Origin of the sequence: Bacillus sp. NPDC093026, from assembly GCF_044754665.1 — a bacterium.
Taxonomy (GTDB): Bacteria; Bacillota; Bacilli; order Bacillales; family Bacillaceae; genus Bacillus; species Bacillus maqinnsis.
Genome location: NZ_JBIVPN010000002.1, coordinates 219,157 through 241,565 on the forward strand (window position 1 = coordinate 219,157; position 22,409 = coordinate 241,565).

A 22,409-nucleotide genomic window follows, 5' to 3' on the forward strand; every position below is an offset into this window, starting at 1 on the left:
ACGGTTTTTTCATGACAAAGGGAAGGTGAATTGTTTGAAACTATTGTTAGGAGCCATTCAATGGATGTTATTTTTTATCGCAGCTTCTATTGCAGTACCGATCGCCATTGCACAAGCCTTTGAGCTGAATCAAGTACAATCGGCGGAGCTGATACAGAGTACATTCTTTTCACTTGGACTTGTGGCTATGGTGCAATGTTTATGTGGGCATATGCTGCCGATTAATGAGAGTCCAGCAGGTCTGTGGTGGGGTGTCTATACAATTTATGCAGGAATGACAGGGACGATCTTTGCCACGTATCCTGAAACACTGCAAGCGTTGCAAGGGGCCTTAATTTTTAGTGCAGTTTTCTTTTTTATTTTTAGTCTGTTTAAAATTATTAATTGGCTCGCTTCTTTATTTACGCCTGTTGTAACAGGCATCTATTTGCTGTTACTTGTTGTTCAGTTAAGTCAGCCAATTATGAAAGGGCTGATGGGCATCAGCTATAGAGGGAATCAGGTAGACGGTCTTGTCTTTTGTTTATCTATCCTGATTATTGTCATGACCTTCATGATTAATCGCTCTAAGTGGCATTATTTGAGACAGTTTTCTGTGTTATTTGCACTTGCGGGCGGGTGGCTGTTATTTGCAATTCTTGGATTGGCAAAGCCAGTTCGAATTCCTGAGCATATCATTGAGTTTCCGAAGCTATTTCCTTTTGGTATACCGGTTTTTGACAGCGGATTGCTTGTCACGTCCTTCTTTATTACAATTTTACTTATTGTGAATATGCTGGCGAGTATTCGAGTTGTGGAAAATTCAGTGAAAGCATTTGGTGAGTTGCGCGAACGCAAAAGAGCTCGTCCTGCTGGTTTTGTCGCGGCATTCGGTCATTTGCTCAGCGGGATGATCGGTGCGATTGCGCCTGTACCTATATCTGGAGCAGCAGGTTTTATTCAAACAACAAAAAGCCCATCTAGAAAACCCTTTTTACTGGGAAGCCTGTTCATTGTGGTGATTAGTTTATTCCCATTATTAATGAGCTTTTTCTCGGCATTGCCGTCACCTGTAGGGCTCGCTGTTAACTTTGTTGTTTTCTCATCTATGATTGGGCTCGCCCTGTCTGAATTTGACCAATACGAGAAGGAGGAAATCCCCCGCATTCGATTTGTGCTTGGTATTGCGATTTTAGCTGGTGTGGGGGCGATGTTTGTTCCTCAGGGAGCCCTAAAAGGCATGCATCCTATCCTTATTTCCTTATTAAGCAATGGTCTTGTCCTCGGTACACTCATTGCGATCGCAGTCGACCAAGCGCTGTTAAGGAAGAAGAAATCCAACAACCTCGTGTCAACCGAAGGGGAAGGTTGATGTCCGATTTGAGGCACGCTAAGATAAACATAACTGACGAGATAAGGAGAATGACGAATGAAATTATTTTTCATTTTAGGTGCAATGAACGCAATGCTTGCTGTTGCGCTTGGAGCCTTCGGTGCACATGGACTAGAAGGGAAAATTCCAGAAAAGTATATTGAAATATGGAACAAAGGTGTTCAATATCAGATGTTCCATTCGATTGGGTTATTTATTGTAGCCTTTCTTGCTGATAAGCTAACAGGCGTATCCTTAGTACCGACTGCTGGCTGGGTGATGTTTGCAGGTATCCTCTTTTTTTCGGGAAGCCTCTATGTCTTAGCGCTGACACAGGTGAAGATTCTTGGTGCGATTACCCCAATTGGCGGGGTGGCGTTTATCACTTCTTGGGTGATGCTTGTCATTGCAGCTGCAAAACATTTATAAGAAAAAACCGATGCTCTGAAAGGGGGTCAGACCCTAGGGGGCATCGGTTTTTTGATTAACTCCAGTAAGGGGAGTAGTTGGGAGGGACCTGATAATAGGGTACATAGTGAGAAGGAGGGACGGGATGGTTTTGAGGAGCCTCTTCTTCTCTATGACAAAACGGACCAATAAACGCACTCGGTTTCACAGGTTGTATCGCCTGTTTCCACTTCGTCTCGTTCATGCAATAAGTATGTGCCATGATGTGAGCTGGTGTGAGAGTGAAAATGTCTGAACCAAGGATCACTTCTGGAGTGGAAGCGTTAAATATTGCCAGTAAATGCGTTCTGTCCTGTAATGCAACTTCATAGTGCCACCAGCCTTGAGGCACGTTTGCCACCTGTCCTGGGGTAATGGTGTAGGTTTGCAGTTTTTTTGTAAATGGATTCAGCATTGATACAGTAGCAGAACCAGTTATACAATAGACAAGCTCCGCAGCATTTTGATGATAATGAGGCTCTACAACTTTGCCTTTGCTCAAATAGATATCCAGCAGGGATACTTGATCCAATGAATTTAATTGTTTTTTTCCTAAGACATTAATGAGATTATGTTGATCATATTTTACAAGGGTACTCTTATTCAAATCAAATGAATATTTGATATTCGGCGAAGTATAATCCAGCTCAACAGTCATTGATTTCACCTCTAGGCTTTTGATATAAACTACTAGGCATCTTATGTACAGTTACCTAAAGGTGTGTCAAAAACCTAGAAACGGCTGTCATATCAACAAGACAAAAGCAAGGGCGTCTGCACCTTGCTTTTGTCTTGTCTTAGTCTTATCTCGGGGAATACGTAGACATTGAATATGGATAGTCGTATTGAATCTCTCCATCAAATGTAATGTAATCAAGGTAGATGGTTAAAAGTAAGTATCTTGTACCTGTCTTGTTATCACTAATGATAATGTGATCACGCCCTGCAGCTTCAATGACCCCTCTAAAAATCTTTGAATTCCATTCTTTACTAGCCTCAAACGTCATATAAATAGTGGCAACCTTGCCACGATTCAAACGCAAAATATTTTCAATATAGGACTGCTCAATTGGTAGCTGACCGGTGAGATTTTGCTGATAAATTGGTCCAGCAGGAATTTGATACGGCTGTCCACCGCTCTGCGCGCCTTGACCTTGTGATGTACCAGTTGACGGCATTGGCGTATACCCCTGCTGCATTTGACCCTGCGCTTGTGTGGGGACTGGATAACCCATCTGCTGAGCAGGATACGGATTCGCTCCATATTGCTGTCTGTAATCTTGCCCATCGAAACCCGAACCTTGCCCAAATTGATTATTTTTCAATTTCATAACGTTCCTCCTCTTTTCTCTTGATGTTCTAAACAGAAGGCGGATAGATGCCTGTTGTTTCCATAGCGTTCTTTCTCTCTTTCACACTATGAGACAGGAGTACAGATTATGTACATTGAACGAAAAAAAGGGGACTGCTTGGAGCAGTTCCCTTTACATCATCCAGTTCACAGCACGCTGAATATCAAATAGGAGCGTCATGATGCAGAAAAAGATCGCCAGCGGCGTGATCACGACAACGAAGGCTTGCCAGACTTTTAGCTGAAGAACAGCGACAACGCCTAAAACAGCCATTCCGAATATCCACATCTTTGCATATACCTCAGTAAGTGTCAAAAGTTCGAGATAATACCACACTCCATAATGCTGATCTAAATAGGGTGAGATTTTGGCAAATGTATAATGACCGAGCATGCTCACGGTGAAAATCCATGTAAGAGCAAACAGTGTGGAGGGGAAAAAGACAGTCAGCGTAAAAGCTTTCAGAACGTCTTTGTAGGCGGCTTTGCTGCCAAAAAAAATCCGCCCTAACCACTGCAAAATGAACGTTCCAAAAAATAGAATGATATTCCCTGCTAAAACACCAAAGCCTGCCCCATGTAACAGAATGAAAGGGAATGGAATATGATTGCCCGTAACCTCACTGAAATACCCTTCATATACCCAACTTGTGCCGGAGATGCTTGCTAGGAGGACCATCAGCCAAATGGGAATAGAGGAATGTTGATAAGAGCGAACAATCGTTTTTGTCGCCACAAAGATCTTGAAAAATCGAAAAAACCCTTTTGTTTCCTCTTCTTGGGAGAGATCATTCTTCATAGCTTCCAATGTTCTTTACTCCTTTAATACAAACAAATGATTACTTATATTACCAAAAAGTTTGTATTTTTCAAAGGTTGATCAATAAAAAAATACAATTTTATGAAAAATAGGTCATTCTACAGTCTCTTTAAGATGAGAAACATATGATAACCATAGTTTGAAAGAGACCGAGGTGATAATTTTGACAAAAGTAACTGTCATTATGACAAGCTACAACAAACCGGCCTATGTTGGCAGGTCAATCGAAGCGGTATTACATCAGACCCTGTCAGACCTTGAGCTTTTTATCATGGATGATGGATCGAATGAAGAGACACTTGCTGCCATTGAGCCTTATAAAAAAGACCCACGTGTACATTTTATCCAAAGCGGCGTCAACACGTTGGAGGAACGAACGGCGAAAACCCGCTATGCGGTACTCATTAATCAAGCACTAGAACAAGCGAAGGGCGAATATATTTCCTATGCAACAGATGACAATGTGTATGCACCGGATCGGCTTGAGAAACTCACGTCCTATTTGGACGCCCGACCAAGTGAAGATATTGTCTATTCTGGTTCTAAAGTTATCTATTTAAATAGCAAAAAAGAGCCAGTAAAGGAAACAATTCGACCTGCACGAACTGTGCAATGGAATGCACCATGTGCTATTGATCATTGCTCCGTTGTGCATCGTGCGTCCATTTTAAAAAGGATTCACGCTGAATTTGGGTCTTACTGGGATGAGAGTCCGCATTTTTATCGTATAGGTGATGCCAGATTCTTTTTTAGATTAAATCATTTTTATCCGTTCTATCCCTATGATGAAGTACTAGATACGAATTACATCACAGAGCAGTCAATCCATTATCAGCTGGCAGAAGAAGAAAAAAGTGACTTTGTAAAAGCACTGCCCCCGCAGTCTTCCTGCTGGGAGCTCCGACATATATTAAAACGTAGACATAGGAGGTGACCCTAAGTGTCGCACTATATTCATCATTATTGGCAAGTCTATTTTGAGTACGTGAACCTGTTGAAGGACTTGTCCTACCATCAGATTCCCCTTGGTTTAATTAGCAATTTTTACCAATACATCAGCCCTGAGGTAAGAGAACGCATGGAGGATGAATCGTTTGGTCATGAACTGACAACCTCTTGTCCTTTGCCGCAAGACATTCAGCCGTTTTTTGATCAGCATAAACAAATGATCAAACGTACCGAATATCGCCCGGAAAACGGAAAGGTGTTGCTACACTTTGAACATCTTCGCTTTACTGAAAGCAATTATACACGATTCCACCCGAATAAAACGGTGGTGTTAGCCCGCTGGAAAAAGGCTGATTATTTCGGAATACCTGTAATCAGTAAGTCTGAATTAGCCGGAGAGGTTAATAAAGAAGCCCATGCTGAATATATTGAAAAAGCAACTGCTCTACTGAAACCTTACGCACATCACCCTGTTTTTGGAAATGATTTTTTTAAAGAAAAACTTCGTAAGGATATTGTGCAATTTATTGATGTGATTGACCAGACAGAGACGTTATTTCACATGCAACCAATAACAGCGATCATTGTCGGTACCACGGAGGATGTATACAGCCGAGTGCTCGCTCTGCAAACAGTGAAACGGAATGTGACGAGTATTTGTCTACAACATGGTGCACTCATGGGGGATGAAGCTTTTTTGCCGATTTTCACAACATTCCATGGGGTGTTTGGGAAGTATGAAAAAGATTGGTATGAAGACAAAGGCTGTCAGCCTGAACAGGTAGAGATCACAGGTCATCCAAGATTTGATTTGGTGCAGGATCGAATGCCGCTTCAGCAAGATTTACTGTTTCGTAAATTGAATTTCAACCCAGCCAAAAAGACGGTGCTTGTGGCGACGCAGCCATTTTCAGAAGCTTTTTATGGAGATGTTCTTAAAACCCTTGCGAAACAGAAAGATATCCAGTTGATTATCAAGCCGCATCCATGGGAAATTGCCAAGAATCGCTTAAATGATTATGTGGCAATTGAGAAGGCAGCAAACCAAGTGAGATTGATCAAAAAAGAAATCGAATTATATGATCTGCTGCCATATATGGATATGGTCATCACACTCACATCGACTGTAGGGCTTGAGGCCATGCTTTTTAAAAAAAGTGTGCTGATTGGGAAGATGACAGAAGGTAGGAGATACCCTTATTACGAATCGCTTGGTAGCTATCATATGGAAGACCCAGTTCAGCTTGTTGAGAAGGCGATCCGTATTTTGTCGGATGAACAAGAGATGAAGCTGGCAACACAGCAAGGAGCTCTTTTCATCAAAGAACATTACCCGCATGCGCGATCTACAGATGTTCTGCTTTCTCTATTGAAAACAAAAACAGGTGTAGATTTTCAGAGATAAAGATAGGGGTGTGCAAGCGATATGGAACAAAAGAGAGCGAAATTTCTTCCTTATGCACTGCCTTTCATTAAGCAGGAAGAAATGGATGAAGTCATTGATACATTAAAGTCTGGCTGGCTGTCAACCGGACCAAAAGTGAGGCAGTTTGAAGAAGAGTTTAAACAATTGACAGGTGCGGAACATGCCATTGCTGTGAATTCATGTACAGCTGCACTGTTTTTAGCGTTAAAGGCGAGAGGGATCGGTGCAGGCGATGAGGTCATCACAACGCCTTTGACGTTCTGTGCAACAGCTAATACCATCATCCATACAGGGGCGAAGCCCATTTTTGTTGATATTAATCCAGCTACCCTTAATATAAATGCGGAGAAGATTGAGGCTGCCGTCACACCAAACACAAAGGCGATTGTACCTGTTCATTTTGCTGGTCAATCATGCGATATGGACCGGATTTTAGCCATTGCCAAAAAGTATGATTTGTTTGTGCTGGAGGATGCAGCACATGCTCTCTACACAACGTACCACGATCAGCCAATCGGATCTATTGGTGATGCGACCGCCTTTAGTTTTTATGCGACGAAGAACGTAGCGACAGGAGAAGGAGGCATGCTGACAACGAATGATGATGCACTTGCAGCAAGAATGAGAAGACTATCGCTTCATGGCATGAGTAAGGGAGCGTGGAATCGTTACGGGGAAAAGGGAACATGGTATTACGAGGTAGAAGAACCTGGCTTTAAAATGAACATGTTTGATGTGCAGGCATCTTTAGGGCTCGTACAGCTAAGCAGGTTGGATGACATGCAGGTGCGAAGAGAACAGATTGCAACGGCATATAATCAGGCTTTTCAAGGTGAGGCTGGACTGATCTTGCCCCCTGTCCACCAAGACGGAAGGCATGCTTGGCATTTGTATGTACTCCAAGTTGACCCAAAACTAGCTTTCATCACACGTGATGAGATGATTGATCAGTTGCAAAAGGAATATAAAATTGGCACGAGTGTTCACTTCATTCCAGTTCATCTACATCCTTACTATAAAAAAACGTTCAATTATGCACCGGCTGATTTTCCTGAAACACTCAACTATTATGAGCGTACTCTCTCTCTTCCACTTTATCCAAGCATGTCAGATGAGGATGTTCAGGATGTCATCACAGCAGTGTTGTCCATTCTAAAAAAGAAGAAGGCGACTTTATGAAGGTCGTTCACGCAATAGACGATCAGGTGTTGGCAGCTTGGCTGGAGGAATATGGACATCAAGCTGAAAACATGACTGGTTTCAAGCAGTTTGCCCTTGTCAGCAGAGCTCAGCTACAGGCTGTGCTCTTATACGAATGGTCAAAATGGGAGAGTGGCATTTTTGATTTGCACATCTTTCATGTGAAATTTGCGGAAGCAAAGTCACCGCTTGCATTTAAAGAGTTGATGGAACGCTTTATTAATTGGATGAGAACGGAAAAATGTGATTTCTTTTTTTTACGTCTTGAAGCCGCTGATCTTCAAAAAAATCGTATAGTACAAAAGTTGCCACATGCGTACTATGTCGGCGGGCTCACGCGGCTTGAGGCGCCGCCTGCTCGAATCGAGGTGACATTAGATCATGATTTGGAGTTTGGTGTACCTGATGAAAACGAGTATGATTCGGCAGCTTCACTAGGTCATCAAGCATTTATGAAAAGCAGGTATGCCTTAGACCCTTTTTTAGACCAAAGGGTTGTCCAGCATTTTTATCAGGAATGGATGAGAAATAATTTATATGGACGCGCAGATATCAATCTAGTGGCAAAGTTGAATGGTGAAGTAGTTGGTTTGATTCAAGGGATGACAAAGGGCGATAAGATGGCGCTTGAGCTTTTTGCCATTAGACCGGATGTTCGAGGGAGAGGAATTGGAAAAAGACTGTTTGTAGAGATAATGAAGTTATCTTATGACAGAGGGCATCATTTCATTTCCGCTGGAACACAGCTTCATAACATCTCAGCCATTCAGCTATACGAGAAGATGGGATTTAAGACAATGAATGCTTTTCTGTATTATCATGTATGGCCGAAAAAAGGGGAGGGATAAGATGGCACATTTCTACATTGGGGAGCGCAAAGTGGGTGACGATGCACCTGTCTTTATCATTGCAGAGGCAGGGATTAACCATGACGGAAAGCTGGATCAGGCGCTTGCTTTGATAGATGTGGCGAAAGAGGCGGGTGCCGATGCTGTGAAATTTCAAATGTTTCAGGCAGATCGGATGTATCAAAGAGATCCTGGCTTATATAAAACAGCCAAAGGAGAAGAAGTCTCTATTTTTACTTTGGTGGAACAAATGGAGCTGCCGCCAGATTGGCTGCCAGTCTTATTAAAACACTGTCAAGAGAAGGGGCTTATTTTTTTAAGCACAGTGTGTGACGAAGAATCTGCGGACGTTTTGAATCAAACAAATCCGTTCGCTTTTAAACTGGCATCCTATGAAATCAATCATGTACCCCTTCTGCGTCACATAGCTGCATATCAAAAGCCCATTATTTTCTCTACAGCTGGGGCAACGATTGCAGATGTTCATGAAGCATATGAAACGATTACCAGCCAGCAAAATAAACAAGTAGCTATTATGCATTGTGTAGCGAAGTACCCAGCCCCAAGGGAATACACAAACCTTCGTGTACTTCAAACCTTAACTTTGGCTTTTCCTGAGGCAGTCATTGGCTTTTCCGATCATAGTGAGCATCCAACTGAAGCACCTGTTGCCGCAGTGCAGCTTGGGGCTGCGATCATCGAAAAACATTTTACGATTGATAAAACTTTACCTGGAGCAGATCATTCTTTTGCGCTGAGCCCTGAAGAATTAAAAGAAATGGTTCAGCACATTCGAGTAGCGGAGAAACAGCGCGGTCAAACAACGACAAGTACTTGTTCTGTGTCAGAGGAGCTACTTGGTAGTTCTTTTAAAAGGACAACAGCTATTGAAGGTCAAATTCGCAATTTTGCGTATCGAGGGATTTTTACAACAAAGGACATTACAAAGGGAGAGACACTTACACTAGAAAATCTAGCGGTTTTGCGCCCAGGACAAAAAAGCCAAGGACTGCACCCGCGATACATGACAGTTTTACTTGGAGCAAAAGCGACGAGAGATATTCCAGCTCATTCAGGGGTTTCATGGAAAGACGTGCTTACGCAGGAGTCCCAAGATAATGACTGATGTGCTGTTTGTGATACAAGCTAGGATGGGGTCCACGAGACTGCCAAAAAAGGTGATGAAATCTATAGGCGGCATGGCACTTATTGATTTGATTGTTGAGCGGGTAAAGCAATCAGGTCATTACAATAAAAAAACGCAAAACCTTATCATTGCAACAACGGTAGAGGCAGAAGATGACCTGCTAGCCCATTATTGTATGTCAAAAGGCTACAAAGTTTTTCGAGGCAGTGAGACAGACGTATTACACCGATTTTCACACATTGTACGTCAGTTTGAACCGCATACGGTTGTACGTTTGACAGGGGATAACCCATTCATAGATCCGACACTTTTGTCGAAAATGATTGAAAAACATATGCAGGAGAATGCTGATTACACATACACGAGCGGTACACCACTCGGTATTTCCGGGGAAATGATTTATGCCCCTATTTTAAATGAAATCGACAAATTTCCACTCACTCATGCGGAGCGTGAACATGTCACGCTGTATATTAGGAAGCATCCGGAGCAATTTCACCACCAATTATTCACACCGCCCAAAGAACTTGCATATCCTACTTATCGATTCACAATTGACACTGAAGAAGACTATGTATTTGCGACCCGTTTGTTTGAGAAAGCAGGTGGTTCAGTTTCTGTGTCGTGCGCTGAGCTAATATCAATCTGTGAACAGGACCCAGAGATTGTTCGTTTAAACCAGTTTGTCAGACAGAAGGATGCTGAATGAACAAAAAAATCATGATTGTTGTATATGGTGGATTTTTAAGAGGTATGGGGCATGTCGTCAGAATGAAACGTTTAGCAAAGGAACTACTGCAAGAAGGGAACCAACTCTTTTTCTATACAAACGAGCAAGTATGTGTGGAAATGCTTTCGCACCCAGAGTGGCACGTTGTCAAGGTTCAGGAAGCAAATGCTCTTTTTGAGTTACAGCAAGCAATAGGAGTGATTGGACCAAATCTTTTGCTCATTGATGTACTTGAATACGACCTTAAGACTCTTCAAATGATCAAGGCTTCTTGTGGCTCTGTAAGGCTGGTCTTATTTGAGGAAAAGAGAGAAGAAGCCTGTCAACTTGCTGATGTAGTGGTGAATGGCATTTATGGTGGTCTTGAGCAACAGCATATTCAAGTGAACGGCACAGAACATTTCAGTGGAACGTCTTATTTATTGTTAGATCACGAGATTTGTAAATTGAAAGACACGTATGAGGTTCGAAAAGAATGCAAAAAGGTTGTCATTAGCCTTGGGGGCAGTGATCCACGTGGTTTATTGTCAAAGGTTGTATCTGCACTCATATCCACAGATCATTTAAATATTCTAGCAGTTTCAGGAAGTGCTTCTCAAACAAATGAACAAGAAGAGACAGAACATATTCAGTTCATTCGCCATACAGATCAATTATCAACACGCCTTTGGGAAGCCGATTTGGCACTGGTTGCAGGTGGCATGACTTTATATGAGGCTGTATGTATCGGGGTTCCTTGCATTGTGCTCTCACAAGTAGACCATCAAGCGGTTACGGCTAGCCGTTTTGCGAAAAAGGGAGCGTGTTTGCATCTTGGATTAGGTGATCGTGTTGATGAGAAGGACATTTTACAAGCTGTTCAGAAACTGTCTAACAGCTACTTTCTTCGTAAAAGCATTCATCTCAATGGACGGACACTGATTGATGGAAAAGGAATGAATCGAGTCAAAAACATTCTTATAAACCTCATGAATCATCACCAAAAAGAACATAAGGATGTGTAGTGATGAAAGGAGTTATTTTAGCAGGCGGAAAGGGATCGCGCCTAGCGCCATTAACCAATATTATCAATAAACACTTGTTGCCGGTTGGCCCATATCCGATGATCTATTGGTCATTGTTCAAGCTGAAAGAGGCAGGTATATTAGACGTCATGCTCATTTCACAGGAAGAACAAATCCCGCAGTTTCAAAAGTTGCTTAAAGGTGATCAAGAACTCGGAATGAACATTGTCTATCAAGTACAGCCGGAAGCGTCGGGCATTTCTGACGGTTTATCCTATGCAAAGCCATTTGTGACAGGTGAAAAGTTTGTGCTTATGCTCGGTGATAATGTATTTGAGGATTCGTTAATTCCTTTTGTTGAAGCTTTTAAAAAACAAGAGAGCGGGGCAAAGGTGCTCCTAAAAGAAGTGGAAGACCCGAAGCGATTTGGCATTGCAGAAATTGATGAAGTGCATCATCGTATTTTATCAATAGAGGAAAAGCCGGAGCATCCGCGTTCATCGTATTGTGTCACAGGCATTTATTTTTATGATCAAGAAGTCTTTCAATATATTGAAAAAATTTCGCCATCAGACCGAGGCGAATTAGAAATTACAGACGTGAATAATCTCTATATCTCAAATAGCCAACTGACCTATGATATGTTAAATGGGTGGTGGATTGATGCGGGAACACATGAGTCCCTGCACCTGGCATCTATGAAAATGTTTAAAATCATTGAGAAAAAAGAAGAATAAGAGGGATACGTATGACGAAGTCTTATTTAATTACAGGTGGAGCAGGATTTATTGGTCTGAATTTCGTAAAGCTAATGCTTCAAGAATCAGATGTCCGGCTCACAGTATTTGATAAATTAACCTATGCCAGTCATCCAGATGAGATGGATTCATTATCAGCATTGTCTCATTTTCGTTTTATTCAAGGAGACATCACACAGGAGCATGAGTTGAATCAAGTCTTTGATGAAACCTATGATGCGATCATCCATTTTGCAGCAGAGTCGCATGTCGATCGCAGTATTGAGTCGGCAGAACCTTTTATCCAAACAAATGTCCTTGGCACGTATCGTATTTTAGAAGCTGTCTTAAAAGGAAAAGCGAAAAAACTGATCCATATTTCAACAGATGAAGTGTACGGAGATCTGGAGCTGAATGACCCTGCTTTCACAGAACAAACACCACTCTCACCGAATAATCCTTATTCAGCAAGTAAGGCGAGTTCCGACCTGCTTGTGAAATCTTATATTCACACACATCAATTACCTGCAATGATTACACGATGCAGCAACAACTATGGACCTTATCAGCATGAAGAGAAACTAATACCAACCATTGTACGAAAAGCATTAAATGGAGAAAAAATTCCGATTTATGGAGACGGTCAACAAATTCGTGATTGGCTGTATGTGAAGGATCATGCTAGGGCCGTGAAACTGATATTGGAAAAAGGGACAGCCGGAGAGGTGTACAATATTGGTGGCGGCAACGAGAAGACGAATCTCGACTTAACGAAAACCATTCTAACAAGCCTCGGTATCAGTCATGACCAAATTTCGTTTATTCAAGATCGAAAAGGGCATGACAGACGCTATGCGATTGATGCCAGTAAGCTAAAAAAAGAGCTCGGCTGGGCACAAGCTACTTCATTTGAAAAAGGTATTGAAAAAACGATCAGTTGGTATCGTGCCAAATTCGATCAGAGCGAAGAAGGGTGACGGATGAAGGTTTTAATCACCGGTGCAGGCGGCCAATTAGGGAAGGAATTGAGCAAACAGCTTAAGGAAAAAGATATGAGCGTTATTTCATTAACAAGGAGTATGCTCAATATCACTGATCAACAAGCGGTCAGACATGCAATGAGACATTACCGACCCGACATTGTCGTCAGTGCGGCTGCATATACATCAGTTGATCAATGTGAAACAGAAACAGAAAAAGCCTATCTCGTCAACGGGATTGGTGCATACTACACAGCTTTGGAAGCAAAGCAGGTGGGGGCAGATGTATTACACGTCAGTACAGATTATGTCTTTGATGGTCAAAAGGGCGCTCCTTATCAGGTTGATGATCAAGCTGATCCCCAAACCATATATGGAAAGAGCAAAAAGCTTGGAGAGGAATTGATTCGGCTTGTGTCAGACGAAGTGAAAATCATACGCACCTCATGGCTGTATGGACATGGAGGACACAATTTTGTAAATACCATACTTCGACTGGCTGATACAAAAGATCATGTACGTGTAGTGAATGATCAGTTTGGCTCTCCAACCTATACAAAGGATGTAGCAGAGGCTTTGATTCATTTATTTGATCAGGCATCTGGCATTTATCATGTCAGTAATAAGGAGAGCTGCTCCTGGTTTGAATTTGCAAAAGAAATTGTTGCAAGGAGTGGACGATCTACAACCATTGAACCGATTTCCACCGAGGAGTATGGCTTCCAAACACCTCGTCCAGCGTATTCTGTGTTAGACCTTCAAGCGATTGAGGCCACAGGCTGGCAACCGAGACATTGGAAGGAGGCACTTCAAGAGTATTTGCAGAAAGAAGGGAGATGGCATCAACATGATTGATGGTGTCCAAATCAAAAAACTAATCAAGCATTGCGATGATCGAGGCTTTTTCGCAGAACTCATTCGAGATGATGAACCGATGCTCAAGCGCTTTGGGCAGGCTTCGTGGTCAAAAAGCTATCCAGGTGTGATTAAAGCGTTTCATTATCACGAAAAACAAGATGACGTGTGGTTTTTTCCAGCAGGGCATGCACAGGTTGTTTTATACGATTTGCGAGAGGGATCAACCACAAATGGTCAAACGGATGTTTATTATATGGGTGAAGACAATCCGATGCTACTTCTCATTCCAAAGGGTGTCGCACATGGCTATCGTGTACTAGGCGAGACGCCGCTGCAAATTGTTTATTTTACAACAGAATCCTATGACCCGAAAAACCCAGATGAAAAGAGAATCGCTTGGAATGATGAGACGATCGGATTTAATTGGGAAACGACGTTTAAATAAGAGAGAAAGGACCTTTCGCAGGAGAAAGGTCTTGTTCATGTTGATTTGACTCCTGACTATGAAGTGAAATGAATCTAGGTGTTTCTTGAAAGATGGTTTGATTGATGAACAGAACGTGAAAGCTCGCGCTTGTAACTGCTTAAGCTAATGATAAAACCTACAAAGGTAATCAGCGCACAAAGAAGCCCGACTGTATGATATCCAAAGTGAACATAGACTAGTCCCATAAGTGCTGAACCGAGCATGACCGCAAGATTGGAGGCAAGGCTATAAAAAGCCATGATCTTCCCGCGGTACGTTTGAGAACATTCACTCAAAATTGTGCTCAGCAATGTGACCGATAAACTTTGCATAGCACCCCAAATCAATAGCGCAAAAATCAAGAATATCCATGAAAAAGGCGCATAGGGAAGTAAGGCTAAAACAATCGTCATTCCACCGAGGACCATAAATAAAGACCGTGTTTTTCCAAAAAAATCTGCTAGCTTACCAGTAAAGATGCTCATTGAAAAGCCAATACCATATACCATGATGAGGAGTCCTGCTGATGATTGTCCTCCCTCAAACAGACTTTGCAAATAGGTTCCTAAAAATGAGTACATGCCATAAAATCCAAGCATATTACAGAATGTCACTGTCAGATAGGCGGGTACTCGTTCAATGTTCAATGCATGCCATAACGAGCCTGTTTTCTCCCTAGATTCGGCGACAGATGTATCTGATTTGGTCACTTGTCTTCGTGATTCAAGGATGACGAGCAGCAGGACAACAAGACTCATGATAGCGAAAATCCAAAACGTCCAGCGCCAGTTCAGATTTTGACCGATAAAGGCTCCGATTGGTACACCAAGGACAAGAGAAAGAGACCAGCTCGACACAATGAGGCCCATCACTTTGCCTCGATATTGGTAAGGAACCCTGTCGCCCACAAGAGCATAAGCCGTTGGCACAAATACACCAGTCGCCAGCCCAGATATGGCTCGACCAGCAAAAAACACCGCCAAATTAGGTGCAGCAGCGCACATAATGGTTCCAATCAAAAAGAAAGAAAGTCCGACCACTAAACACAGTTCTCTTGAATACCGGTCCCCTAAAGGAACAAATAGTGGTGCTCCGATCAACACGGCTAAGCCATAAATACTGATGGAAAGAGCGAGAATCTCAAGAGAGTGCTGAAAGGAGTTAGATAAATCAGGCAGTAGTGGCGAAATCACCAGTTCTTCCGATCCCGCCGTAAATACGCCAAGTGTGAGCGCAATGGCAAGTGTGATGGGAAATGTTTTTGAGACCTGGTTGTCTAAAGTTTCTTTCATCAGGTGATCCCTCCATACTTGCTTTTTCATTTAGTTACGTTAGAATAAATTCTACCAATATTTAGTTTTATTTTGAACTTCATATCTTAAGTATTGTCATAAAATATGTTTCAAATGAAACGATTTTGAGATAGGAGATTAACGAATGAAAATCACCGATGTTGACGTGCATATTTTAAATGAATTGAGAGAAGACGCGCGCTTATCCATGAGAGAATTGTCCAAACGAGTCAATTTGTCAGCTCCTGCGGTAGCAGAAAGGGTCCGAAAACTAGAAGATGCAGGGATTATCGAAGGGTATTCCGTACAAGTCAATTATAAAAAACTAGGGCTTGTCATGGATTGTTTACTTGAAGTTACGGTGTTAAACGGAGAGTATCAGCGCTTTGTGACATTTATGGATCAGCATCCGCGTGCATTTTTTGCTTATCGTGTGACTGGACAGTCTTGCTTTTTCATTAAGCTGTCTGTCGCTTCACTTGAGGAGATTGAATCGTTTATCCAAGAGGTGTCTGGTTTTACTAAAACGGTCTCTCATATTGTATTGTCAGAGCTCTCCTTCTCCCATCCAGTACAGGATCGTGTGAAAAAAATAGGAGAGCCAGACATGACGATCATCAAATAAAAAAGGACCTGTTCTCAAGTCCTTGTCATATGTTTATCTGACTGATAGCTCATAATGGTGATGATGAGCCCAATGAACGTTCCAGCATCTCAATGGTGAGATGGCCAAGTGCTGCACCGCCGGCATTCCCGCTAGTAAAGGCAGAATGACTTAATGTAGATGCGAGTGTCGACGCTTCATGTGCCAGCATCATTGTGCGGTAAGACGTTAATGCAAAAATGGCAATAGGGAAGTTCTCATGATGAGATCACCTATCTAAACGATTACATAAAAAGGCTTCGGATGGACCCGAAGCCTTCAGAGCTTATCAAACATGGAAATAAGACGCCAGTTGTTCGTTTGCTAATCGGTTACCGACAAAGAAGGAACCGAATTCGCCATAACGTGCGCTCACTTCATCAAAACGCATTTCATACACTAGTTTTTTGAACTGAAGGACATCGTCAGAGAAAAGTGTGACGCCCCATTCGTAATCATCAAAACCGACAGAGCCTGTAATGATTTGTTTCACTTTTCCAGCATAGCTTCTGCCAATTAAGCCATGGCTTCTCATTAGCGATTTACGCTCGTCCATTGAGAGCATGTACCAGTTGTCATTGCCAGACCGTCTTTTATCCATTGGATAGAAGCACACGTATTTAGAAGAGGGAAGCTCTGGATATAGACGCGCACGTACATGAGGGTTCTCGTAAGGGTCACCCTCGCCGCTTGCTAAGTAGTTGCTTAGTTCAACAACTGAGACATAGGAATATGCAGGAATCGTGAATTCAGCTAGTCGTGACTTGTTGAATTCAAGCTCAATTTCATTTAGCTCTTCCATTGTTGGACGTAAAATCATGAGCATAATATCTGCTTTTTGGCCGACAATACTATAGATAGTTTGACTTCCAGCCTTATCGTGCTCCGCCTTTTTCCATTTTTCTAAAAGACTTGTGAACTCATGAATAATGGCTTGGCGCTCATCACTTGTCAGCAGCTTCCAAGCTGTCCAGTCAATGGTTCTAAAATCATGCAGCGCATACCACCCGTCTAGTGTTTGAGCTGCTTCATTTGTTGTATGTTGTTCGCTCATTTCTTTCACTCCTATTTACAGTTTTCCATCTGTTCCAACTATAACATAGATTGTTCAAATGGAGATGTGATCAAAACTTGAACGGTACAGTCTTTAATGAGTTTGATTAAATTAGTTTGAAAAATAAGAATTTAAATTGTAAGCGCTATAATGTAAGTTGGTAGTTTGAATTTATGTGGAAGAAGAGTATGCTTAAAAGAGAACGCTTTTTTTGTAAAATCAAGGAGGGTATATAAGTGGCAGATATTTTTTCAACAGTTCAGGAAAAGGTTGCAGGTAAAGGAGTAAAGATCGTTTTTCCTGAGGGAATGGACGAACGCATTTTAACAGCGGTTCACAAACTTGCAGATGGTAAAGTACTACAGCCGATTGTGATCGGTAATAAGCAGGAAGTCGAAGCAAAAGCAAAAGAATTAGGTCTTACACTGAATGGTGTTGACGTGTATGATCCTCATACATATGAAGGTTTTGAAGAGCTTGTCCAAGCTTTCGTTGAAAGACGTAAAGGAAAAGCAACAGAAGAACAGGCGAGAAAAGCATTACTTGATGAAAAATATTTCGGTACAATGCTTGTGTATAAAGGTCTTGCAGACGGTCTTGTGAGTGGTGCAGCACATTCAACTGCTGACACAGTGCGCCCAGCACTTCAAATCATTAAAACTAAAGAAGGCGTGAAGAAAACATCTGGCGTCTTCATCATGGCTCGCGGTGAAGAGCAATATGTGTTTGCTGATTGTGCCATCAACATTGCACCAGATAGCCAAGATCTTGCTGAGATTGCGATCGAAAGTGCCAACACAGCGAAAATGTTTGACATTGAACCGCGTGTGGCAATGCTTAGCTTCTCAACAAAAGGCTCAGCTAAATCTGATGAAACAGAAAAAGTTTCAGAAGCGGTTCGCATCGCAAAAGAAAAAGCACCTGAGCTTGTACTGGATGGAGAATTCCAATTCGATGCAGCTTTCGTTCCGTCTGTTGCAGCGAAAAAAGCACCAGACTCTGTCATCAAAGGGGACGCAAACGTATTTGTTTTCCCAAGCCTAGAAGCTGGAAATATTGGCTACAAAATTGCACAGCGCTTAGGTAACTTTGAAGCTGTAGGTCCAATTTTACAAGGCTTAAATCAACCAGTAAACGATCTTTCAAGAGGCTGTAATGCTGAAGATGTTTACAACCTTGCGCTTATCACAGCGGCTCAAGCGATATAATATAGAGGTCAAAAAACCTGTAAAAACAGTTAGTTTCGAGAAAATTTGAAACTAACTGTTTTTTTATGCCTGAAAATACAGGGAGAATAGACGTGTGTCACCTAGATTAATAAAAGAAAATACATCATTAATAGGTATAAAAGCCCAATACATATGATTCATTTTCATTGAATTCGTGTTCAGTTCCATCTCTCATACGCTAAAAAATGGTAGAATAGGTAAGGATAATGGAGGAATAGAGGTGTATGACAATATCTGGAGCAATGATGATAGAATATACAACGGCTTTGTATTCGTTAAAGGCAGACATATCCTTGAAAAAAGAACAAATCATAGAACTCAAAATGTGCCGCAAAGAAGTAAAAGCGGCTAAAGCATTCCTGTCGGATGCTAACCATATAATCACTCAACCTGCTCTTACATCACATACATGGTTTGGAAGGTTAGCAGATACATTTGATGACCTTCGTGATGAGATGACATCTGCCAGCCAAGAGATAAAGAGTACACAGCTCAATAATCTATTGAATCAAATTGATGACAAAATGAATGACCTAATATCAGATATCCAATCCTTAGAGAATGAGATTCGATCAGTCGAAAGTAAAATAGAGAAAGAGAAGCAAAAACAAATGGAAGAAAAAAGAGGTAATTAATATGAGCGGAGAAATCAAAATAGATGCAAGTCATATCAAACGAGCATTGAACAATGCCGAACAGGCAGCCTCTCAAATGAAATCATCACTTCCAAAAACCATCAAAGGGAAAAACCAGCTCTCAACAACAGACAAAATCGAAGTGATCAATCAGCAGTTGAATGAATTCATTACATCATATATAGAAATTCTTCAGAAACAGCTTGTACAAACAGAACAAGCCGTCGACACCATGATTGAAACCGATAAAGCGCTTGCGTCTGCCAGTAAAAGAAAGTAAAGGAGAACGAAATGAAAACCCTTGACGCCTATGCGCTGACAAACGGAATTGACAGGACGCTTGATGCGTTAAATCAGCAATCACAAAACATCAAATCCCTAGAAATACAAATCAATCAAATCATCTCACTAGATGGCGCACTAAAGGGCAAGACTGGAGAAGCCATTCGAGCGTTTTATGAAGAATGCCATATTCCTTTTCTGCAATTCTTTCAGGTCGTCATTGAAGAATACAGCGGTGCGCTAAAAAAGACAAAGCAGGCACTCCATGCACTTGAACCAAACCCGAATGGCTTTATCTCTCAATCATTCATTGAACACGAGCTTGACCAAGGGTTAAAAAAAGCCGAACGGACCATTTCTGATATCGTATCAGATGTCAATCAAGCCCTCGGCAAGGTCAGCCATATTGTGCATTTGCCTCATGTAGATGAATCTGCTTTTCAACAAAGCTATCAAAAAGCATGGCTTGAGACCTCAAGAACCATTGGACTGCTTCATGCATTTGACAGGGAACAAACGAGTGCTTTACATGAAACAGAAAGCTCCCTTCACACAATGAAGCAATACATAGACACCCTAAGCACCATGTTCACTGGTCCAAAAATCGAGATCACCAGCTATCAAAAAGGCTCTATTTTCAAAGATGGAAAAGCAGAAAAAGTGAGCAGTACGATCAGTGAATTGAATGAAAAAATAGACAATCCTGACGAACCCCCAATGATGATTATGCTGAGGAAGCTGAATGAAAAAGAGCAAGCGAATGTGGATGCGGTTGTTCGCAATGAGACCCGCCAAAACATCAACAGAGAAGGAAAAGCAAACGACCCATCGCTTACCCCATTGCAAAAAGAAGCCGTGATCGGAAAAAACCGGATTCATGGAGACATCAGGGTGATCAATGGTAAACTATACAATGTAAAAGGCATCAAAAAGCTCAAAGAATTCGATATCGCAGATGAAGTGGTCACAGACCCATCAGACATTGATTACATTGGCGGGCGGTATACCGTTTACGCCAATAAACAAATCATCCGAACGTATATCGTAAACGGCGAAGTAAAAATCGAAGAAGTCGACAACATCCCAGAAAGCCGAAGCCATGGAAACGTCAAACGCATCTTAGACGGCGAAGTCATCTCAGCCGCAGAAAACATCATCCTAGAATACAGTGGCATTTACGACGGCTACCGAGCCATCACAGGCAAAGACCCCGAAACGAGCCAAAACATTAGCAGCACAGACCAAGCCCTATCCGCAGTCTCCATCATGCCCATCATGAAATTAGCGAAGGTTGGGAAGGTATTTTTCAAAGTTGATAAAGGCGGGAAGATGGTTAAGAGGGTGGAGAAGGGGAATATATTAGATAGAAATCATCAACCGAAATTAGAAAACGCTAAGGTGGAAAGAGAGGTATCTGCAGAGGAAGTTAATAAATGGTGGAATGATGAAATGGGATATAATCAACCTCCATATAAACCGGGGACAATTGTAAAAGAACTAAAGTTAACAAAGCCTACTACTTTTGTAAGAGTTTACGATGGAGAGAACTCTAAAATGTATGGGGGCTGGTTCATGAAGCTAGAGGACATTAAAGACCTAAATCCCAAAGAAATACAAGAAAAATTTGCTTTACCTTATCAACCGAAATATATAGCAGATTTAAAACTGGAAAAGGACACTGTAATAAGAAATGGTATCGTGAACCCTCTATTTGGACATAAAGGTGGAGGGAGTCAATTTGATTTAATGGGTCAGTACATCGGTGAATTTGGTAATGAAAGACGAATAGGTGTGAAAAAATGAATAAAATAGAGATTGATGAAAATAAATTAATTATAGGAGAAAAAGAGGTCTCCTTCGATAAAAATATTCAAGAAGTAAAAATTTTAAATCAAATAATTCTTATACTTTTGGAAATTGATGGGTCTTTAAATAATGTGTATGCAATCAATTATAATTGCGACATATTATGGAAAATAAAAGAACCTAAAACCGAATTTATAGGAAATAGAAAATTCCCTTATGTTGGTTTTAGCGAAAAAGATAATAAAGTCAGTGTAATTGATTTTTATGGTAGAAGGTTTTATCTTGATATAACTAATGGAGAAATAATAGGTGCAGACATCGTTAAATAATTATTTTTAGTAGTATTTTCAAGAGAAAAAGTTTGAAATTTGACTAATTAAATAAATCTAAACCTTGATTGGCTAAATGTCTTTCAAGGTTTTTTGCTTTACTTATTTAATAGCTGGGATGGTTTTGGCATAACATAATTAAAAAACTAACGAGAATGACAAAGCTCGTGGCGATAAAGGGATCAATTATCTCTGATATCGTATCAGATGCCAACCACTTCCGCCAATAAGCAAATCATCCGAACGTATATCTAAACGGCGAAGTCATCTCAGCCCGCCGAAAACATCATCCTAGAATACAGCGGCATTTACGACGGCTACCGAGCCGTCACAGGCAAAGACCCCGAAACGAGCCAAAACATCAGCAGCACAGACCAAGCCCTATCCGCAGTCTCCATCATCCCATTTATGAAAATCATTAAAGGCGGGAAATATGTTTTTAAGATTGATCAAGGGAAGAATGTGGTGAAGAGGGTTGAGAAGCCGGCTAAGGGTGCGGGTGAACTGATTAAATTCAAAGGTGATGAAGCTATTATTCATTATGAAAAGCATAGCAAAGAGATAATGGATGCAATGGGTAAAAACCAATACAATATCAAAAATTATCTTGAAGATGCAAACCACCTTATTCAGAAGGGACAATATGTACCAGAACTGAATGGATATGTGAGACTTGTTGGTGGAAAGGGAAGTGCAAAATACGGATTTGTTGGGCTCGATAGAAAACAGGAAATGTCACCACATTTCATATAAAATCGGTTAAAGAACTTTCTAAAAAAGCACCAAGTTTAGGGATAAAAACAAAGAAGTAAGAAAAGGGTGATCG

The 22,409-nt window shown here is 41.4% G+C and carries 26 protein-coding genes and 1 pseudogene; 21 read left to right on the forward strand and 6 right to left on the reverse strand.

Going from position 1 to position 22,409, the window contains the following annotated elements:
- The first annotated feature begins 34 nt into the window (after nt 1–34).
- Both ACIQCE_RS06005 and ACIQCE_RS06010 read left to right on the forward strand, forming a co-directional pair.
- Nucleotides 35–1,351 (forward strand): purine/pyrimidine permease, encoded by a 1,317-nt coding sequence (locus ACIQCE_RS06005; RefSeq protein WP_400494002.1) that lies wholly within the window; start codon nt 35–37, stop codon nt 1,349–1,351.
- A 57-nt stretch (nt 1,352–1,408) separates the two neighbouring features.
- On the forward strand, nt 1,409–1,780 hold the full coding sequence (locus ACIQCE_RS06010) for a DUF423 domain-containing protein (protein ID WP_353854270.1): 372 nt from the start codon (nt 1,409–1,411) through the stop codon (nt 1,778–1,780).
- A 55-nt stretch (nt 1,781–1,835) separates the two neighbouring features.
- Here the strand turns inward: ACIQCE_RS06010 and ACIQCE_RS06015 are convergent, their stop codons facing one another.
- The 3 genes from ACIQCE_RS06015 to ACIQCE_RS06025 all read right to left on the reverse strand — a co-directional run bounded on the left by ACIQCE_RS06015 (nt 1,836) and on the right by ACIQCE_RS06025 (nt 3,948).
- A complete protein-coding gene (locus tag ACIQCE_RS06015; RefSeq protein ID WP_400494003.1) occupies nt 1,836–2,456 on the reverse strand; it encodes a cupin domain-containing protein in 621 nt (206 codons plus the stop codon).
- A 145-nt stretch (nt 2,457–2,601) separates the two neighbouring features.
- Entirely contained in the window at nt 2,602–3,129 is a 528-nt protein-coding gene (gene gerQ / locus ACIQCE_RS06020; protein WP_400494004.1) for a spore coat protein GerQ, read from the reverse strand.
- 153 nt (nt 3,130–3,282) lie between these two features.
- Entirely contained in the window at nt 3,283–3,948 is a 666-nt protein-coding gene (locus ACIQCE_RS06025) for a hypothetical protein (protein WP_400494473.1), read from the reverse strand.
- Nucleotides 3,949–4,132: 184 nt separating this feature from the next.
- Between ACIQCE_RS06025 and ACIQCE_RS06030 the strand changes: the two genes are divergently transcribed.
- Genes ACIQCE_RS06030 through ACIQCE_RS06080 form a run of 11 tightly spaced genes read left to right on the forward strand, consistent with a single transcriptional unit; the run spans nt 4,133 to nt 14,292 of the window.
- Nucleotides 4,133–4,903: a glycosyltransferase family 2 protein gene (locus tag ACIQCE_RS06030; RefSeq protein ID WP_353854273.1), complete on the forward strand. Its 771-nt coding sequence runs from the start codon at nt 4,133–4,135 to the stop codon at nt 4,901–4,903.
- 6 nt (nt 4,904–4,909) lie between these two features.
- Nucleotides 4,910–6,322, forward strand: coding sequence for a capsular polysaccharide export protein, LipB/KpsS family (locus ACIQCE_RS06035; RefSeq protein WP_400494005.1), 1,413 nt, complete (start codon nt 4,910–4,912; stop codon nt 6,320–6,322).
- Nucleotides 6,323–6,343: 21 nt separating this feature from the next.
- Entirely contained in the window at nt 6,344–7,522 is a 1,179-nt protein-coding gene (locus tag ACIQCE_RS06040; RefSeq protein WP_400494006.1) for a DegT/DnrJ/EryC1/StrS family aminotransferase, read from the forward strand.
- Nucleotides 7,519–8,391 (forward strand): GNAT family N-acetyltransferase, encoded by an 873-nt coding sequence (locus ACIQCE_RS06045; protein ID WP_400494007.1) that lies wholly within the window; start codon nt 7,519–7,521, stop codon nt 8,389–8,391. The genes ACIQCE_RS06040 and ACIQCE_RS06045 overlap by 4 nt, the downstream gene beginning before the upstream one ends.
- Nucleotide 8,392: 1 nt before the next feature.
- Nucleotides 8,393–9,517 carry an N-acetylneuraminate synthase family protein gene (locus ACIQCE_RS06050; protein WP_400494008.1) on the forward strand — a complete coding sequence of 375 codons (1,125 nt, stop codon included), beginning with the start codon at nt 8,393–8,395 and terminating at the stop codon, nt 9,515–9,517.
- Complete coding sequence (locus ACIQCE_RS06055) at nt 9,507–10,247, forward strand: cytidylyltransferase domain-containing protein (protein WP_400494474.1); 741 nt, start codon at nt 9,507–9,509, stop codon at nt 10,245–10,247. Before ACIQCE_RS06050 ends, ACIQCE_RS06055 begins: the two co-directional genes overlap by 11 nt.
- Nucleotides 10,244–11,272, forward strand: a complete 1,029-nt coding sequence (locus tag ACIQCE_RS06060; RefSeq protein WP_400494009.1) for a PseG/SpsG family protein — start codon at nt 10,244–10,246, stop codon at nt 11,270–11,272. Before ACIQCE_RS06055 ends, ACIQCE_RS06060 begins: the two co-directional genes overlap by 4 nt.
- A 2-nt stretch (nt 11,273–11,274) precedes the next feature.
- On the forward strand, nt 11,275–12,009 hold the full coding sequence (locus ACIQCE_RS06065; protein WP_400494010.1) for a sugar phosphate nucleotidyltransferase: 735 nt from the start codon (nt 11,275–11,277) through the stop codon (nt 12,007–12,009).
- Between the two features lie 11 nt (nt 12,010–12,020).
- The gene (rfbB, locus tag ACIQCE_RS06070) at nt 12,021–12,986 is read left to right on the forward strand and encodes a dTDP-glucose 4,6-dehydratase (protein ID WP_353854281.1); all 966 of its coding nucleotides are present in this window, start codon (nt 12,021–12,023) and stop codon (nt 12,984–12,986) included.
- A 3-nt stretch (nt 12,987–12,989) separates the two neighbouring features.
- A complete protein-coding gene (gene rfbD / locus ACIQCE_RS06075; protein WP_400494011.1) occupies nt 12,990–13,844 on the forward strand; it encodes a dTDP-4-dehydrorhamnose reductase in 855 nt (284 codons plus the stop codon).
- On the forward strand, nt 13,837–14,292 hold the full coding sequence (locus ACIQCE_RS06080; protein WP_400494012.1) for a dTDP-4-dehydrorhamnose 3,5-epimerase family protein: 456 nt from the start codon (nt 13,837–13,839) through the stop codon (nt 14,290–14,292). The genes rfbD and ACIQCE_RS06080 overlap by 8 nt, the downstream gene beginning before the upstream one ends.
- Nucleotides 14,293–14,366: 74 nt before the next feature.
- On the opposite strand, the gene ACIQCE_RS06085 is transcribed toward ACIQCE_RS06080, so the two are convergent.
- Nucleotides 14,367–15,605 (reverse strand): MFS transporter, encoded by a 1,239-nt coding sequence (locus ACIQCE_RS06085; RefSeq protein ID WP_400494013.1) that lies wholly within the window; start codon nt 15,603–15,605, stop codon nt 14,367–14,369.
- Nucleotides 15,606–15,750: 145 nt separating this feature from the next.
- Here ACIQCE_RS06085 and ACIQCE_RS06090 point away from each other — a divergent pair, with 145 nt between their 5' ends.
- Nucleotides 15,751–16,230, forward strand: a complete 480-nt coding sequence (locus ACIQCE_RS06090; RefSeq protein ID WP_400494014.1) for an Lrp/AsnC family transcriptional regulator — start codon at nt 15,751–15,753, stop codon at nt 16,228–16,230.
- A gap of 49 nt (nt 16,231–16,279) precedes the next feature.
- Here ACIQCE_RS06090 and ACIQCE_RS06095 read toward each other — a convergent pair whose 3' ends face one another.
- Complete coding sequence (locus tag ACIQCE_RS06095; RefSeq protein WP_400494015.1) at nt 16,280–16,423, reverse strand: hypothetical protein; 144 nt, start codon at nt 16,421–16,423, stop codon at nt 16,280–16,282.
- Between the two features lie 114 nt (nt 16,424–16,537).
- Entirely contained in the window at nt 16,538–17,302 is a 765-nt protein-coding gene (gene hemQ, locus ACIQCE_RS06100) for a hydrogen peroxide-dependent heme synthase (RefSeq protein WP_400494016.1), read from the reverse strand.
- A 236-nt stretch (nt 17,303–17,538) separates the two neighbouring features.
- Here hemQ and pta point away from each other — a divergent pair, with 236 nt between their 5' ends.
- The 7 genes and pseudogenes from pta (at nt 17,539) to ACIQCE_RS06135 (ending at nt 22,336) form a co-directional block, all read left to right on the forward strand.
- Nucleotides 17,539–18,510 carry a phosphate acetyltransferase gene (gene pta / locus ACIQCE_RS06105; RefSeq protein ID WP_400494017.1) on the forward strand — a complete coding sequence of 324 codons (972 nt, stop codon included), beginning with the start codon at nt 17,539–17,541 and terminating at the stop codon, nt 18,508–18,510.
- Nucleotides 18,511–18,755: 245 nt separating this feature from the next.
- Nucleotides 18,756–19,166, forward strand: coding sequence for a YwqH-like family protein (locus ACIQCE_RS06110; protein WP_400494018.1), 411 nt, complete (start codon nt 18,756–18,758; stop codon nt 19,164–19,166).
- Nucleotide 19,167: 1 nt separating this feature from the next.
- A complete protein-coding gene (locus ACIQCE_RS06115) occupies nt 19,168–19,446 on the forward strand; it encodes a YwqI/YxiC family protein (protein WP_400494019.1) in 279 nt (92 codons plus the stop codon).
- A gap of 11 nt (nt 19,447–19,457) precedes the next feature.
- A complete protein-coding gene (locus ACIQCE_RS06120) occupies nt 19,458–21,251 on the forward strand; it encodes a T7SS effector LXG polymorphic toxin (protein WP_400494020.1) in 1,794 nt (597 codons plus the stop codon).
- Entirely contained in the window at nt 21,248–21,583 is a 336-nt protein-coding gene (locus tag ACIQCE_RS06125) for a DUF7957 family protein (protein WP_353854289.1), read from the forward strand. Before ACIQCE_RS06120 ends, ACIQCE_RS06125 begins: the two co-directional genes overlap by 4 nt.
- Before the next feature lie 306 nt (nt 21,584–21,889).
- Nucleotides 21,890–21,964 (forward strand): annotated as a pseudogene (locus ACIQCE_RS06130) (pre-toxin TG domain-containing protein); the annotation flags it as partial.
- Nucleotides 21,965–22,048: 84 nt separating this feature from the next.
- The gene (locus ACIQCE_RS06135) at nt 22,049–22,336 is read left to right on the forward strand and encodes a hypothetical protein (RefSeq protein ID WP_400494021.1); all 288 of its coding nucleotides are present in this window, start codon (nt 22,049–22,051) and stop codon (nt 22,334–22,336) included.
- Nucleotides 22,337–22,409 lie beyond the last annotated feature (73 nt).